The organism is Streptomyces sp. NPDC001348, assembly GCF_053597535.1.
Genome location: NZ_JBSFIK010000026.1, coordinates 37,151 through 52,579, shown reverse-complemented (window position 1 = coordinate 52,579; position 15,429 = coordinate 37,151). Strand labels below are relative to the sequence as shown.

Below are 15,429 nucleotides of genomic sequence, written 5' to 3'. Positions count from 1 at the left end.
GCACCTCACCTCAGCCTCGGGTCGAGGGCGTCGCGTACCGCGTCGCCGAGCATGATGAACGCCAGGACGGTGACCGCGAGCGCGCCGGAGGGCCACAGCAGGGCGTGCGGGGCGTTGCGGATGTAGGGGGAGGCGGCGGAGATGTCGATGCCCCAGGAGACGCTGGGCGGCTTCAGGCCGACGCCGAGGTAGGAGAGGGTGGCCTCGAGCGCGATGTACGTGCCGAGCGCGATGGTGGCCACGACGATCACCGGGGCGACCGCGTTGGGCGCGATGTGCCTGAGCAGGATGCGGGGGCCGGAGGCGCCGAGGGCGCGGGCGGCCTGGACGTAGTCGTTCTGCCGGGCGGTGATGACGGAGCCGCGGGCGATGCGGGAGATCTGCGGCCAGCCGAGCAGCACCATGAACCCGACGACCGGCCAGACCGTGTTGCTGGTCACCACGGAGAGGAGCACGAGGCCGCCGAGCACGACCGGGATCGCGAAGAAGATGTCGGTGAGGCGGGACAGGAACGAGTCCCACGTCCCGCCGAAGAAGCCCGCGAGCCCGCCCAGCACGGACCCGAGGAGGGCCACCCCTAGCGTGGCGCAGACGCCGACCGTGACGGACGTACGGGCGCCGTACACGGTCCGTGTGTAGACGTTGCAGCCCTGGCCGTCGTACCCGAAGGGAGCGCCCGGCTGGGAGCCTTCCTGGGCCTTGGCGAGGTCGCACTGCAGCGGGCTGCCGGAGGCGATGAGCGAGGGCCACAGGGAGATGACGACGAGGAAGAGGATGACGAGCCCGGAGACGACGAAGACGGGGTTGCGGCGCAGGTCCCGCCAGGCGTCGGACCAGAGCGACCTCGGTCTGCCCGCCGGGCCGGTCCCCTGTGGGCCTCCGGGGGTCCGCTCCAGCGTCGCCGCCTCGCTCGCCGCCAGGTCCATCGCGCCGCCCATGCCGGTGCCCGCGATGGCGCCCTGGGGCTCGTACGGCTGCTCAGGCATAGCGGATCCTCGGGTCGAGTACGGCGTACAGGAGGTCGACGAGCAGGTTGGCGACCAGGAAGACCAGCACCAGCACGGTCACGAAGCCGACGACCGTCTGGGTGTTCTGGCGCAGGATGCCCTGGTAGAGCTGGTAGCCGACGCCGTGGATGTTGAAGATGCGCTCGGTGACGATCGCGCCGCCCATCAGGGCGCCGATGTCGGTGCCGATGAAGGTGACCACGGGGATGAGCGAGTTGCGCAGCAGGTGGCGCGTGGTGACGCGGTGTCGGGGCAGGCCCTTGGCGATCGCCGTACGGACGTAGTCGGAGCGCCTGTTCTCCGCGATGGAGGTGCGGGTCAGCCGGGTGACGTAGGCGAGCGAGACGGAGGCCAGGACCATGCCGGGCACCAGCAGCTCGGCGAAGGTGGCCTCCGGCGGGACCGACGGCCTGATCCAGCCCCACTGCACGCCGAGCAGGAGCTGCAGCAGCAGGCCGGTGACGAAGACGGGGACGGAGATGACCACCAGGGTGGCCACCAGCACACCGGTGTCGACGGGCCGTCCGCGCCGCAGCCCGGTGACCACGCCCAGCGTGATGCCGATGACGATCTCGAGGACGACCGCCACGACGGTCAGCCGGATGGTGACGGGGAACGCGGTGGACATCAGCTCGGTGACCGGCTGGCCGTTGAACGCCGTCCCGAAGTCGCCGGTGAAGACGTTCCCCATGTAGGTCAGGTACTGCTGCCAGACGGGCCGGTCGAGGCCGAACTCCTGCCTCAGCCGGGCGGCCGTCGCCGGGTCGCACTGCCGCTCGCCGCACAGGCCCGCGATGGGGTCGCCCATCACGTTCACCATCAGGAAGATCAGCAGCGTGGCCCCGACGAACACCGGGACCATCTGGAGCAGACGCCTGACCACGTAGCGCCCCATGGCGGCTCAGCCGACCTTGATCTCGTTGTACACGGGGACGCTGAAGGGGTTGAGGGCCACCCGGGACAGCCGCTCCGAGTAGCCGGCGCTGCCGTTCTGGTACCAGAGCGGGATGGCGGCCATGTTGTCCCGGACGACCCCCTCGGCCTGCTGGAAGGTCCGTACCGCCGTGGCGGTGTCCGTCTCGGCGTTGGCCTGGTCGACGAGCTTGTCGAAGTCCTTGTTCGACCACTTGCCGTCGTTGGAGGAGGCGCCCGTGTAGTAGAGCGGCTGGAGGAAGTTCTGGATGAGCGGGTAGTCCATCTGCCAGCCGGCGCGGAAGGGGCCCGACATCTTGTGCCGGGTGATCTGGTTGCGGAAGTCGGCGAAGGTGCCGACCGGGTTGCCGACGCAGGCCTTGTCGTCGCCGAGCGCGTTGTTGATGGAGTTGCACACCGCGTCCACCCACATCCTGTGCGAGCCGGTGTCGGCGTTGTAGGTGATCCTGACCTGTCCGCCGGGGAGCCCGCCGCCCTCCTTCACCAGCTTCCTGGCCTCGGCCGGGTCGTAGTCGCAGGCGCTCCCGCACAGTCCGTCCTCGAAGCCGCCGTCCGCGCCGAGGACGGGCGAGGTCCAGTCGGTGGCCGGGGTACGGGTCCGGTGGAAGATCGTGTCGGTGATCTGTCTGCGGTTGATCGCCATGGACAGGCCCTTGCGGACCTTCTCCGAGCCGCTCCTGTCCCAGTCCTTGTCGTAGTAGGGGAAGGCGAGGGTCTGGAGGATGCCGGCGGGCGCGTTGATGTAGCGGCCGCCGAGGTCGCTCCTGACGTTCTTCAGCTGGGTGGCGGGTACGTCGTCGACCAGGTCGAGGTTTCCGGCCAGCAGGTCGGTGTAGGCGGTGTCGTTGTCCGTGTAGACCCTGAGGTCCACGCCGTCGTTCCGGGCCTTGTCCGCGCCGGGGTAGCCGTCCCACTTCCGCAGGGACATCTGTGCGCCCCTGGTGTACGACTCGACGGCGTACGGCCCGTCGCCCACCGGTTTGCTCAGCCATGCCGTGTGGTCGGAGAAGAACGCCCGGGGCAGCGGCGCGAACGCCGGGTAGCCCAGGGTGTCGGGGAAGCTCGAGAACTTCTGGGAGAGCCTGACCGTGAAGGTCCGGTCGTCGACGACCTTCAGGCCCGAGAGGGTGTCGGCGCTCTGTGAGCCGCTGTCCGGGTGGACCTTGTCGTAGCCCTGGATGTAGCCGAAGAAGTAGGCGTTGCGCTGGTTGTTCCTGAGGCTCGCACCGTAGTTCCAGGCGTCGACGAAGGACTTGGCGGTCACCTTCTCCCCGTTGGAGAAGGTCCAGCCGTCCTTGACGGTGATCGTGAAGTTCTGCGAGTCCGGGGTGTCGATCCGCTCGGCGAGCATGTTCTGGGCCGCGCCGGTCTTCGGGTCGTACTTCTTCAGGCCCCGGAAGATCATGTCGAGGACCTTGCCGCCCTGCACCTCGTTGGTGTTGGCCGGCTCCAGGGGGTTCTGCGGGTCGCCCCAGGAGGAACTGAGCACGGCGCCGTCGCTGCTCCCGCCGGCGCCGCCCCCGCAACCCGTCGCGGCGAGCGCCACCGCCGCCGCGCAGGCGGCCTGCAGGGCATGCGTGGGTACGCGCATGGGCCGTCTCCTCCATGGACTCCGGTCACTTATCGGTCCATATCAGCAGATAAGACTCATAACGCACGCCTGACCCTCCGCCATGGCGCCTTTAGAGGGACGGATCATCCGGATGCGCGCCGTCCCCGATAGGGGGTTTCGGTGATCGCGCGCGGGGCACGCAATGGATCTCCGTGTAACGATGCCGAAACGTTGAATTACGACCGGTCGATGTACGTATTCGACACACGAGTGTCCGCATATCGAACTCATTGCGCCGTTCGCCCCTTTGGTCCGATGTGAAGCACAGTTCGATCACAGCGCGCTACCCGCGTAGCTACGGAATGGTCAAGTACGGGCAAAGAAGGTAAAGAGCCAGCCAAGTCGCCCGAGAATTTATTGACCTTGAATGAATTGCGTTGAAAAAGTCCGGCGTAGCCCGTAGGGGAGTGCCCTGCGGAGTCATCAGACCCTCCCTGGGCCAGGAGCACCATGACCCTCCCAACTTCATCTACGGCTGTCTCCCTCGAGGTGACCGACGAGTCCGTCGCGAAGTCGACCACTTCCGGCGACCCGAAGGGCAGCGAGGGGCGTTCCCCGGGACGGCTGGCCTGGAAGCGCTTCAAGCGCGACCGCACGGGCGTTATATCCGCTTACGTCGTGATCTTCTTCTTCGTGATCGCGATAGCAGCGCCGCTGATAGCGAAGCTGTACGGCAAGGACCCGTACACGACCTACGCGAGCGCACGGCCGGAGCTGCTCAACCCCTTCTCGTACCCTGCCGGCCCGAACGGCGGCATGAGCAGCGAGTTCTGGTTCGGCGTCGAGCCCCAGCTGGGCCGTGACGTGTTCACCTTCCTGCTCTACGCGATCCGCAACTCGCTCGGCATCGCGCTCGCCGCCACACTGCTCACCAGCGTCCTCGGTGTGGTCATCGGCGTCACCGCGGGCTACCTCGGGGGCAGGACGGACTACTTCGTGGGCCGGGTCATCGACATCCTGCTGTCGTTCCCGTCCACCCTCTTCTTCATCGCCTTCATGCCGGTCGTCTACGGCCTCTTCGTCGCCCCCGACGAGAACATCCCGACCTCGCTGCGGGCCGCCGGCCTGATCATCGTCCTCTCCGTCTTCGGCTGGGCCTCCCTCGCCCGCCTGCTGCGCGGCCAGGTACTCGGCCTGCGCGAACGGGAGTTCGTCGAGGCGGCCAAGGTCACGGGTGCGTCTCCGATGCGCATCGTCTTCAAGGAACTGCTGCCCAACCTGTGGACGCCGATCATCATCCAGTCCACGCTGATGCTCCCGGCGTACGTCACCACCGAGGCGGGTCTCGCCTTCCTCGGAGTGGGCATGATCGATCCGACCCCGGACTGGGGCGTCATGATCCAGCGTGGCGCGATGTTCTACACCGAGGACATCACCTTCATGCTCTTCCCCGGTGTGGCCATGGTGATCTTCGTCCTCGCGTTCAACCTGCTCGGTGACTCGGTGCGCGACGCACTCGACCCCAAGACCAAGCGCTAGTCCGGCCGTTTCAGGACCGCGGCCTAGGCGCCGGGGTGCCGGATCTCTCTCATCACTCCCACTTCAAGGCAGGAAGCATGTCCTTCTCGCGTAGAAATTTCCTCATCGCCACCGGCGTCGCCGCGGCGTCGACCTCGGTGCTGAGCGCCTGCAGCAGCGGCGACGGAGGCGGCTCCTCGCAGAACAAGGCCCCGAAGGTCGACGGCTCCAAGACCACGCAGATCCCGGTCGGCACCAAGGCCGACTCCACCGGCCCGGCTCCCGAGGTCACGGGCGCGGTCAAGGGCGGGACGATCTACTCGCTGCAGCAGTTCGACATGGACCACCTGGACCCGGCGCAGATCTACGTCTCGACCGAGGGCGCCATCACCGTCCCGATCATGCGCGGTCTGACCGGCTACAAGCTGGACGCCAAGGGCAACGCCACCCTGGTCGGTGACGCCGCGACCGACGCCGGCACGATGAAGGACGGCGGCAAGACCTGGTCCTTCACCATCAAGGACGGCATCAAGTGGGAGGACGGCTCCGACCTCTCCATGGACGACGTCCGCCACACCTTCGAGCGCCTCTTCGCCTCCTTCGTCACCGAGGGTCCGCGCTACGTCCAGCAGTTCCTCGAGGGCGGCGACAAGTACAAGGGTCCGTACGACGGCAAGAGCCTGAGCTCCATCGAGGTCGACGGGAAGACCATCACCTTCCGTCTCTCGGAAGCCCGCGCCGACTTCAACTACACGCTCGCGATGCGTGGTTACTCCCTGGTGCCGAAGAAGCACGACACCAAGGAGAAGTACGACAAGCGCCCGTTCTCCTGCGGTCCGTACAAGATCGAGAGCCGCAGCATCGGCAAGCAGATGACCTACGTGCGCAACGAGCACTGGGACCCGAAGACGGACTCGATCCGCAACGCCTACCCGGACAAGTACGTCTTCCAGATGGGCTACGAGCTGGTGGCGTCGACCGACCGCTGGATCGCGGACAAGGGCAACGACCAGTACGCGGTGCCGATCTTCAACGAGGTCGCGCCCGAGCGCATCGCCCAGGTGCTCACCAACCCCCAGCTGAAGAAGCGCGTCCTCACCGCGGTCGACACGGCCACCTACTACTGGCCGATCAACATGACCCGCGTCAAGGACCTCAAGGTCCGCCAGGCCATCAACTACGCCTGGCCGCACCAGCAGCTGCAGACCATCAACGGCGGTGCCTACAGCCAGGAGATCGCCACCACGATCTTCGCCCCGGTGACCCCCGGATACACCAAGTACGACCTGTACGGCGTGGACAAGAAGCCGGGCGGCAACCCCGAGAAGGCCAAGGCACTGCTGAAGGAGGCCGGCAAGGTCGGCCAGAAGCTGGTCATCGCCTACCAGCAGTCGGACACCGCGGTGAAGATGGCCGTCGCCATCAAGAACGCCCTGGAGGCGGCCGGCTTCAAGGTCGTCAACAAGCAGATCGACAAGTCGACCTTCTACACCCAGATCGGCAAGATCGACAACGGCTTCGACCTGTTCGCGGCCGGCTGGAGCCCGGACTGGCCGACCGGTTACTCGGAGTTCTACCCGACCTTCAGCGGCAAGAACATCGGTGACGGCCGCAGCAACTACTCGCAGCTGAACGACCCGGGCGTCAACAAGGCGATCGACGCGGCCAGCAAGATCGCGGACCTGAACGAGGCCAACAAGGCCTGGGGCAAGGTCGACAGGATGATCATGGAGCTGGCCGCGGCCGTCCCCGACTACTACAAGATCCGTAACTACCTGTACGGCTCGAAGGTCGGCAACGTCATCTGGGACGCCGGCAACACCTGCGTCGCGCTCAGCAAGCTCTACGCCAAGAAGTAGGCCGGCACGACCGCATGGGGCGGCCATCCGCATGGCCGCCCCATGCGGCACCTCCTCCCACCCCCCTCTCCTCACTCCCGGCGACGGCGCCCCGTCCGGAAAGTCACGCCTCATGTTCCGCTTCCTAGTCCGCCGAGTCACCGGTGCGGTGGTCATCCTCCTGATCATCAGCGCCATCACCTTCTGGCTCTTCTACGCCGTACCGCGTGACCCCGCGATGATGTCCTGCGGCAAGAACTGCACGCCCGAGAACCTCGCGCAGATCCGGAAGAACCTGGGCATCGACCACCCCATCCCGGTGCAGTACTGGTACTGGCTGAAGGGCGTCTTCGTCGGCCGCGACTACACCGGCTTCGGGCACTGTGACGCGCCGTGCTTCGGCTACTCCTTCGCCAACAACGTGCCGGTCTTCGACACGATCAAGGACCGGCTGCCGACGACCCTGTCGCTCGCCTTCGGCGCGGCCGTCGTCTTCCTGATCCTCGGTGTCGGCGCGGGCATGCTCGCCGCCCTCAAGCAGGGCCAGTTCCTCGACAAGTTCGCCAGTTCGGCCTCGCTGCTCGGCTCCTCCCTGCAGATCTACTTCGTCGGCTACATCGCGATGTTCGTCTTCGTCGCGAAGCTGGGATGGCTCGACCAGCCTCAGGACGACAGCACGTTGTTCGAGGACCCTGGCGCCTGGTTCTCCGGTCTGCTGCTGCCCTGGCTCGTCCTGGCGATCATCTTCACCGCCAACTACACCCGTATGACACGCTCTCAGTTGGTCGAGCAGCTCACCGAGGACTACGTCCGCACCGCCCGCGCCAAGGGCCTCTCCCGCGCGAACGTGTTCTTCCGGTTCGCCTGGCGTGGCGCGATGGGTCCCATCGTCACGTTGTTCGGCATCGACCTGGGCACGCTGATCGGCGGTGCCATCATCACCGAGTCGACGTTCAGCCTGCATGGCGTCGGCCGGCTCGCGGTGCAGTCCGTGGACCAGAGCGACCTGCCGATGCTGCTGGGGGTGACCGTCCTGGCGGCCGGCGCGATCGTCTTTGCCAACATCATCGTGGACGCCGTCTACGCCCTCATCGACCCGCGGATCCGGCTCGCCTGACCTCCGCCCCACCCCCTACCCCTCGCATCACCCCAGGAGCGTCCCCGTGACGAGCACCGATCAGCAGCCGTTCCTCTCCGTCAAGGACCTCAGGGTCCACTTCTCCACCGAGGACGGCATCGTCAAGGCCGTCGACGGACTCAGCTTCGACCTCGCCAAGGGGCAGACTCTCGGCATCGTGGGTGAGTCCGGCTCCGGCAAGTCCGTCACCAACCTGACGATCCTGGGCCTGCACGACCCTGCCCGCACCTCCATCGACGGGGAGATCCTGCTCGACGGCAAGGAACTGCTCACCGCCTCCGAGAAGGAGCTGGAGCGGCTGCGCGGCAACAAGATGTCCATGATCTTCCAGGACGCCCTGGCCTCGCTCTCGCCCTACCACACCATCGGCACGCAGATCGCCGAGACCTACCGCAAGCACACCGGCGCGTCCAAGTCGGAAGCCCGTAAGCGCGCGATCGAGATGCTGCGACGCGTCGGCATCCCGCAGCCGGACGTCCGCGTCGACGACTACCCGCACCAGTTCTCCGGCGGCATGCGCCAGCGCGCCATGATCGCCATGGCGCTGGTCTGCGACCCGGAGCTGCTGGTCGCCGACGAGCCGACCACGGCCCTCGACGTCACGGTCCAGGCCCAGATCATGGACCTGCTCAAGGACCTCCAGCAGGAGTTCGGGACCGCGATCATCTTCATCACCCACGACCTGGGCGTCATCGCCGACATCGCGGACGACGTGCTGGTGATGTACGGCGGCCGGTGCGTGGAGCGCGGCACCAAGGAGGAGGTGCTGCGCTCCCCGCAGCACCCCTACACCCTGGGGCTGCTGAACTCGATGCCGAGTCTGAACGGCCCGGTGGACGTGCCGCTTTCACCGATCCCCGGTTCGCCGCCCTCGCTGCTGAACCCGCCCACCGGCTGCCGCTTCCACCCTCGGTGCTCGTTCGCCGAGAAGGTGGCCGGCGGGAAATGCTCGAGCGAGCGTCCCCTGCTCGAGGTGGTCGAGGGCCGCGGCGCCGCCTGCCACCTCACTCCGGAGCAGAAGCAGGAACTCTTCCCCGACTTCGCCGGAACCCGGCACAACTGACGGACACGAGACGGGATTTCACGATCATGAGCAACACGAACCCCCTCCTGGACGTCTCGGGACTGACGAAGCACTTCCCGATCAAGGGCGGCTTCCCCATCCGGCGTACCGTCGGCGCGGTGCAGGCCGTGGACGGCCTGGACTTCCAGGTGGCCGAGGGTGAGAGCCTGGGCCTCGTCGGTGAGTCGGGCTGTGGCAAGTCCACCACCGGCCGCCTGATCACGCGGCTGCTGGAACCGACCGGCGGCAAGATCACCTACCGTGGGCAGGACATCACGCACGCGGGCCGCAAGCAGCTCGCGCCCATCCGGTCCGAGATCCAGATGATCTTCCAGGACCCGTACGCCTCCCTGAACCCGCGGCAGACGGTCGGCAAGATCATCTCCGGCCCGATGGAGATCAACGACGTCAACCCGGCCGGCGGCCGCGAGGCGCGCGTTCGCGAACTGCTGGAGATAGTCGGCCTCAACCCGGAGCACTACAACCGCTTCCCGCACGAGTTCTCCGGCGGCCAGCGCCAGCGCATCGGCGTGGCCCGGGCGTTGGCTCTGGAGCCGAAGCTGATCGTGGCCGACGAGCCGGTGTCGGCGCTCGACGTGTCCATCCAGGCGCAGGTGGTGAACCTGCTGCAGAAGGTGCAGAAGGAACTCGGCATCGCGTTCGTCTTCATCGCGCACGACCTGGCGATCGTCCGGCACTTCTCGCAGCGCGTCGCGGTGATGTACCTCGGCAAGATCGTCGAGATCGCCGACCGCGAGGACCTGTACGACAACCCGCGCCACCCCTACACCCGCGCCCTGCTCTCCGCCGTGCCCGAGGCGACGGTGGACGAGGAGCCCCGCGAGCGCATCCGGCTCACCGGCGACGTGCCGTCCCCCATCAACCCGCCCTCCGGCTGCCGCTTCCGCACCCGCTGCTGGAAGGCGACGGACAAGTGCGCGTCGGAGGCCCCGCCGCTGGTCCAGGTCGAGGGCAACAAGCCGGGCCACCTGACGGCGTGCCACTACCCGGAGACCGCGGACACCGTCCCGGCGCCCCGCCTCGCCAAGGCCCCCGAGACGGCGGGCTGACACACCCCCTTTTTCCGTCGGCCGCCGCCTACGGAACGGGCAATCACCTGCCCATCGACCCGAGCCCTCTGGTCGTCCGGTTCCAGGGACCGAAGGCCCGTGCCTCCCGAGGCACGGGCCTTCAGGTTGATCAACTGCCCGGCCACACCTTTTCCCTGGGTCGCGCGATTTCCCTGACGCACGGTCACTCCGCCTCCTCCAACGCAGTCAGCGCCGGGTCCAGGACGATGTCCTCCTCGCGGGCCTCGGTCGTGGGGTCCTCCGGGAAGTGGCAGGCCGTGAGGTGGCCGGGGCCGTTGCCGGTGATCCGGACGAGGGGCGGCTCCTCGGCCGCGCACTTGTCCTGGGCCTTCCAGCAGCGGGTGCGGAAGCGGCAGCCGGACGGCGGGGAGATGGGGGACGGTACGTCGCCGGCCAGGCGGATGCGTTCGCGGCCGCCCGACTCCTCGCCCGTCAGGTCCACCTCGGGCACCGCCGACAGCAACGCGTGCGTGTAGGGATGCCGGGGCCGGGCGTAGATCGAGTCCCGGTCGCCGACCTCGATGATCTTGCCGAGGTACATCACCGCCACCCGCTGCGAGAAGTGGCGGACGACGGCCAGGTCATGGGCGATGAACAGGAACGCGATGCCCAGTTCCCGCTGCACCTCCTGGAGCAGGTTGACCACCTGCGCCTGGATCGAGACGTCCAGCGCCGAGACCGGCTCGTCGGCGACGATCAGCTTGGGTTCGAGCGCCAGCGCCCGTGCCACACCGATGCGCTGACGCTGGCCGCCGCTGAACTCGTGGGGGAACCGGTTGTAGTGCTCGGGGTTGAGACCCACGATCTCCAGCAGCTCGCGGACCCGCTTCTCCCGCCCGCCCTCCGGCTCGATCCCGTTGATCTCCATCGGGTTGCTGATGATCCGGCCCACCGTCTGACGCGGGTTCAGCGACGAGTACGGGTCCTGGAAGATCATCTGGATCTCGGACCGGACCGGCGCCAGTTGTCTGCGCGAGGCGTGGCTGATGTCCTGCCCCCGGTACGAGATCGTCCCGCTCGTCGGCTCCAGCAGCCGTGTGACGAGCCGGCCCGTCGTCGACTTGCCGCAGCCCGACTCCCCCACCAGGCCGAAGCTCTCCCCGACCCCCACGGTCAGGTCGATGCCGTCCACGGCCTGGACGTGCCCCACCGTCCGCCGGATCGGGAACCCGCCCTTGACCGGGAAGTGCTTGGTCAGTCCGGCGACCTCCAGCAGGGGTTCCGCGTCCTCCCCGCCCAACGACTCCCGCGGGGCAGGAAGGACCAGGTCCTCTTTCATGCCGGTGTCCTCCAAATGCCTGGAGCTCTAGCCCAGCCGGGGCTTGATCTCGCCGATGAAGATGTCGCGTTTCTGCTCCGCCGTCAGGTGGCAGGCCGAGGAGCGGTCCGGCCCCAGCAGGGGACGTTCCCCGATGCACCGGCCGGTACCCGCCACTCGGTCCCGGAAGGTGCAGCGGGGGTGGAAGCGGCAGCCGGAGGGCGGGGCGAGCAGTGAGGGGGGCGTGCCGGGGATCGGCGACAGCGGTGCCCCGGGGTCCGAGTCGAGGCGCGGCATGGAGTTCAGCAGGCCCCAGGTGTAGGGGTGTTGCGGCGAGCGCAGTACCTCTTGCACGGTTCCCCGCTCCACCGCGCCGCCCGCGTACATCACCATGATGTCGTCGGCCATGTCGGCGATCACCCCGAGGTCGTGGGTGATGAAGACGATGCCGGTACCGGACTCCCGTTGCAGGTCCCCCAGCAGGTCCAGGATCTGGGCCTGCACGGTCACGTCGAGGGCGGTCGTCGGTTCGTCGGCGATCAGCAGGTCCGGGTCGCAGACCAGCGCCATGGCGATCATCGCGCGCTGGCGCATACCGCCGGAGAACTGGTGCGGGTAGTCCTTGGCCCGCTGCCGGGGGTTGGGGATGCCGACCTTGCCGAGCATCTCCACCGCCCGTTCCCAGGCCGTCTTCTTCGAGGCGCCCATGTGCTTCATGTACGGCTCGGCGATCTGGCGGCCCACCGTGTAGTACGGGGACAGCGCGGTCAGCGGGTCCTGGAAGATCATCGCGACCTTGTTGCCGCGCAGCCTCTCCAGCTCGGACTCCCGGGCGGTCGTCACCTCCTGTCCGTCGAGCAGGATCTCGCCCTCGACGGTGGTGAACATCGGGTTGTGCAGGCCCAGGATCGTCAGGTTCGTCACCGACTTCCCCGAGCCCGACTCCCCCACGATCCCCAGTGTCCGTCCTCTTTCGAGGTCGAAGGAGAGCCCGTCGACGGCCCGAACGATCCCGTCCTCGGTCCTGAAGCTGACGTGCAGGTCGCGCACCGACAGGAAGACACCCGCGTCGGCGGGGACGGGGGCCCCGTCCTCCCTGGTCTCAGTGGTCACGGCAGTGACTCCTCCTCGGTGGCTAGGCCAGCCGTACGCGCGGGTCGATGAAGGCGTAACAGGCGTCGACGACGATGTTGCACAGCAGGATCATGGTGGCCGAGAACAGCATGACCCCCAGCAGCAGAGGCAGGTCGCTGAAGAACACCGACTCCACGGCGAGCCGGCCGAGCCCCGGGAGGCCGAAGGTGTACTCGGTGATGATGGCGCCGCCCAGCAGGGAGCCGAGGTCGATGCCGAAGATGGTGACGATGGGGATCAGCGAACCGCGCCAGGCGTAGCGGAAGAAGACGTACCGGCGGGACATGCCCTTCGCGCGGGCGGTCCGCACGTGCTCCTCCTGGAGCTGCTCGATCATCGAGGAGCGTGCCATGCGTGTGTACTGCGAGGCGAAGATCGTCGACAGCACCGTCCAGGGCAGGACGAGTCCGGTGAACCAGCTGACCGGGTCGGCGGTGAAGTCGTTGTAGGCCGGCTTGTCGAGGAGGTGGGTGTGGTAGACGAGGATCGCCAGGGCCAGTGGGCCCAGGAAGTAGATCTGCATCGAGCTGATCACCATCGCCCCGGCCGTGAAGCTCTTGTCGACGAGCGTGCCGCGCTTCCAGGCGGCGAGGAGGCCGGTGCCGAGACCGAGGACCAGGAAGCAGACGGCCCCGCCGAGCGTGAGCGAGACGGTGGTGGGCAGCCGGTCCATCAGGGTGGGCCAGACCTGCTCGTTCGTGTGGTACGAGTAACCGAAGCAGGGCGCCGGGCAGGGCCCCTGGGTGAAGTCGTCGCTGCCCAGCACGAGGTTGTGCAGGAAGATCCAGTACTGCTCCGGGATCGGCTTGTCGAGGCCGAGGACGTGGTGGATGTTCTGGATGTTGGCCTGCGTACATCCCTTGCTGCACATCAGCAGTGCCGGGTCCCGCGGCATTCCGAAGAACAGCAGGAACGCGACGATGCTCAGCAGGAAGAGGATGACGAGCGCGCCGAGCGACCGGCGGACGAGGAAGCGCAGCATGGCAGTGGCAGCTCTCAGACGTCAGCGGACCGGGCGGTGTCCGGCGGCTCCGCGGCGAGGCGGGCGGGCGCCGGACACCGGTCGGGCGGGGATTACTTGACGTACAGGCGACGCGGGTCGATGCCGGCGATGACGTCGTCGTAGGCGAGGCCGCCGATCCTGGAACCGGCGATCTGGACCTGCTTGAAGTAGCCGGTCGGTACGACGTTGATGACGTCCTTCACGAGGTACTTGTCGAGCTTCTCCCACTCGGCCGCGGCCTTGACCGGATCGGTGATCCCGTTGATGCGGTCGATCTCGCTGTTGACCTTCGGGTCGTTGATCTGCGAGTAGTTCGACGCGCCGTCGGCGATCGTCCGGCCGTCGTACAACGGCGCGATCACGGTCGAGGCGGACGGCCAGTCGGCGGCCCAGTTGGTGTTGAAGATGTCGTAGTTGTTGTTGATCTTGCCGACCTGGTCGTAGTACGACTCGGCCGGGATCTCCTGGCGCTGGACGTCGAAGCCGGCCCTCTTCAGACCCGCCGCCATGGCGGTGGAGTACGCCTGTCCCTCCTGGGAGTTGATGTAGCCGAAGGTCAGCTTCATGCCGACCTTGCCGGCCTCCTGGAGGAGTTTCCTGGCCTTGGCCGGGTCACCGGCGGGCTTCTTCTTCCTGCCCCACGGGTCGAAGTTCGGGTCGTAACCGCTGACGGTCGGGCCGATGACGCCGCCGGGGATCTCCATCGCGTCGGCGCCGCCGTAGGCGCGCTGGAAGGGAGAGACGGGCAGCGCGTACGCGATGGCCTCGCGGACCTTCTTGTCCTTCATCGCCGGGTGGCTGAGGTTGATGTTCATCTGGCCGACGAACGGCTGGTAGCCCTTGACCGTGCGGGACTTCATCCTCGGGTCGCCGAGCACCTTGGACAGGTTGCCCGCGTCGACCCCGTTCTGGAGGCTCACGGAGGTCCGGTCGGCGCCGCTGTCCGCGATGAGCGCCTTGGTGGAGTCCTCGTACTGCTGGTTGAAGGTGAAGTCGAACCGGTCGACGTACTGGTGCCGGAGCGGGTCCGTCTTCGGGTCCCACTGTGGGTTCCTGACGAGCACCATCGACTTGCCGGACTTGAACGACTGGATCTTGTACGGGCCGGTCGCCAGCGGTTTCCTGTCGTACTTCTCCTTGGTGTCGCCCTTCTGGGAGACGATCGAGTAGCCCACCAGGCCCAGGGCGTAGGGCAGGTCGGGGTGCGCCTTCCTGAAGTGGAAGACGACGGTTTTCGCGTCCGGCGTCTCCAGGACGCTGTCGGGGAGGTGCTTGCCCTTGTACGGGCCGTCCGGCAGCAGTTTGCGGTAGTCGGCGCCCGGGGTGTCGGCCAGCCACTGCTGGAGGTAGGTCGGGCCCGTGTTGATGAAGGACGCGAACAGCCGCTCGAAGGTCTGGCGGACGTCCTTGGACGTGATCGGGGACCCGTCCTCGAACCTGATGCCGTCCTTGAGCGTGTACTTCCAGGTCCTGCCGCCGTCCGTGGTGGTGCCGGCGTCGGTGGCGAGGTCTCCGACGAGCTCGTGCTTGGCACCGTCGTTGCTGGTGGCCTTGTAGCCGGTGAGCCCTCTGTGGAAGAGCTGGGCGACCTGGCTCTCGTTGGAGACGTAGATCTGGGCCGGGTCCAGGTGGGCCAGGCTGTCGCGGTTCGGCACGCTGATGGTGCCGCCGCTCCTGGCGCCCGGTACCGCGGGGGCGGGGCCCCGGGAGTCCGCCGCGTCCCCGAACTTGATGGACGCCTGCTGACGTTCGGCGTTCTTCTGGTCCTGTTTCCGGTTGTCGCCCGTGTCGCTGCCGCCCTTGCTGCAACCGGTGAGCACGAGTGCCCCGGCCGCGAGCACCGACAGTGCGGCGTATGCGCGGTGTCCGCCCTTGCTGATCACTCAGTTTCCAC

General features: G+C 67.4%; 12 protein-coding genes. 5 read left to right on the top strand and 7 right to left on the bottom strand.

Annotated features, from left to right (window positions below; all coding sequences use genetic code 11):
• Nucleotides 1-5 precede the first annotated feature (5 nt).
• Genes ACWC21_RS25505 through ACWC21_RS25495 form a run of 3 tightly spaced genes read right to left on the bottom strand, consistent with a single transcriptional unit; the run spans nt 6 to nt 3,531 of the window.
• Nucleotides 6-986 (bottom strand): ABC transporter permease, encoded by a 981-nt coding sequence (locus ACWC21_RS25505; protein WP_450885140.1) that lies wholly within the window; start codon nt 984-986, stop codon nt 6-8.
• A complete protein-coding gene (locus ACWC21_RS25500; RefSeq protein ID WP_450885139.1) occupies nt 979-1,902 on the bottom strand; it encodes an ABC transporter permease in 924 nt (307 codons plus the stop codon). The genes ACWC21_RS25505 and ACWC21_RS25500 overlap by 8 nt, the downstream gene beginning before the upstream one ends.
• 6 nt (nt 1,903-1,908) lie before the next feature.
• Nucleotides 1,909-3,531, bottom strand: coding sequence for a peptide ABC transporter substrate-binding protein (locus tag ACWC21_RS25495; RefSeq protein ID WP_450885138.1), 1,623 nt, complete (start codon nt 3,529-3,531; stop codon nt 1,909-1,911).
• A 471-nt stretch (nt 3,532-4,002) separates the two neighbouring features.
• On the opposite strand from ACWC21_RS25495, the gene ACWC21_RS25490 reads away from it, so the two are divergent.
• From ACWC21_RS25490 to ACWC21_RS25470, 5 genes are all read left to right on the top strand, one after another.
• Nucleotides 4,003-5,031, top strand: a complete 1,029-nt coding sequence (locus ACWC21_RS25490; protein ID WP_450885137.1) for an ABC transporter permease — start codon at nt 4,003-4,005, stop codon at nt 5,029-5,031.
• A 77-nt stretch (nt 5,032-5,108) separates the two neighbouring features.
• A complete protein-coding gene (locus ACWC21_RS25485; RefSeq protein ID WP_450885136.1) occupies nt 5,109-6,869 on the top strand; it encodes an ABC transporter substrate-binding protein in 1,761 nt (586 codons plus the stop codon).
• Nucleotides 6,870-6,981: 112 nt separating this feature from the next.
• The gene (locus ACWC21_RS25480; protein ID WP_450885135.1) at nt 6,982-7,965 is read left to right on the top strand and encodes an ABC transporter permease; all 984 of its coding nucleotides are present in this window, start codon (nt 6,982-6,984) and stop codon (nt 7,963-7,965) included.
• Nucleotides 7,966-8,011: 46 nt separating this feature from the next.
• Nucleotides 8,012-9,049: an ABC transporter ATP-binding protein gene (locus ACWC21_RS25475; protein ID WP_450885134.1), complete on the top strand. Its 1,038-nt coding sequence runs from the start codon at nt 8,012-8,014 to the stop codon at nt 9,047-9,049.
• Nucleotides 9,050-9,075: 26 nt separating this feature from the next.
• Nucleotides 9,076-10,119: an ABC transporter ATP-binding protein gene (locus tag ACWC21_RS25470; RefSeq protein WP_450885133.1), complete on the top strand. Its 1,044-nt coding sequence runs from the start codon at nt 9,076-9,078 to the stop codon at nt 10,117-10,119.
• 184 nt (nt 10,120-10,303) lie between these two features.
• On the opposite strand, the gene ACWC21_RS25465 is transcribed toward ACWC21_RS25470, so the two are convergent.
• The 4 genes from ACWC21_RS25465 to ACWC21_RS25450 form a co-directional block, all read right to left on the bottom strand.
• The gene (locus ACWC21_RS25465) at nt 10,304-11,419 is read right to left on the bottom strand and encodes an ABC transporter ATP-binding protein (RefSeq protein ID WP_450885132.1); all 1,116 of its coding nucleotides are present in this window, start codon (nt 11,417-11,419) and stop codon (nt 10,304-10,306) included.
• 27 nt (nt 11,420-11,446) lie between these two features.
• On the bottom strand, nt 11,447-12,511 hold the full coding sequence (locus tag ACWC21_RS25460) for an ABC transporter ATP-binding protein (RefSeq protein WP_450885131.1): 1,065 nt from the start codon (nt 12,509-12,511) through the stop codon (nt 11,447-11,449).
• A gap of 22 nt (nt 12,512-12,533) precedes the next feature.
• Nucleotides 12,534-13,514: an ABC transporter permease gene (locus ACWC21_RS25455; RefSeq protein ID WP_450885130.1), complete on the bottom strand. Its 981-nt coding sequence runs from the start codon at nt 13,512-13,514 to the stop codon at nt 12,534-12,536.
• A gap of 92 nt (nt 13,515-13,606) precedes the next feature.
• Nucleotides 13,607-15,415: an ABC transporter substrate-binding protein gene (locus ACWC21_RS25450; RefSeq protein ID WP_450885207.1), complete on the bottom strand. Its 1,809-nt coding sequence runs from the start codon at nt 15,413-15,415 to the stop codon at nt 13,607-13,609.
• Nucleotides 15,416-15,429 lie beyond the last annotated feature (14 nt).

Excerpts from the sequence above, each read along its gene's own strand:
- ACWC21_RS25505 (WP_450885140.1), bottom strand. The coding sequence starts at position 986 with ATGCCTGAGCAGCCGTACGAGCCCCAGGGCGCCATCGCGGGCACCGGC.
- ACWC21_RS25500 (WP_450885139.1), bottom strand. The coding sequence starts at position 1,902 with ATGGGGCGCTACGTGGTCAGGCGTCTGCTCCAGATGGTCCCGGTGTTC.
- ACWC21_RS25495 (WP_450885138.1), bottom strand. The coding sequence starts at position 3,531 with ATGCGCGTACCCACGCATGCCCTGCAGGCCGCCTGCGCGGCGGCGGTG.
- ACWC21_RS25490 (WP_450885137.1), top strand. The coding sequence starts at position 4,003 with ATGACCCTCCCAACTTCATCTACGGCTGTCTCCCTCGAGGTGACCGAC.
- ACWC21_RS25485 (WP_450885136.1), top strand. The coding sequence starts at position 5,109 with ATGTCCTTCTCGCGTAGAAATTTCCTCATCGCCACCGGCGTCGCCGCG.
- ACWC21_RS25480 (WP_450885135.1), top strand. The coding sequence starts at position 6,982 with ATGTTCCGCTTCCTAGTCCGCCGAGTCACCGGTGCGGTGGTCATCCTC.
- ACWC21_RS25470 (WP_450885133.1), top strand. The coding sequence starts at position 9,076 with ATGAGCAACACGAACCCCCTCCTGGACGTCTCGGGACTGACGAAGCAC.
- ACWC21_RS25465 (WP_450885132.1), bottom strand. The coding sequence starts at position 11,419 with ATGAAAGAGGACCTGGTCCTTCCTGCCCCGCGGGAGTCGTTGGGCGGG.
- ACWC21_RS25455 (WP_450885130.1), bottom strand. The coding sequence starts at position 13,514 with ATGCTGCGCTTCCTCGTCCGCCGGTCGCTCGGCGCGCTCGTCATCCTC.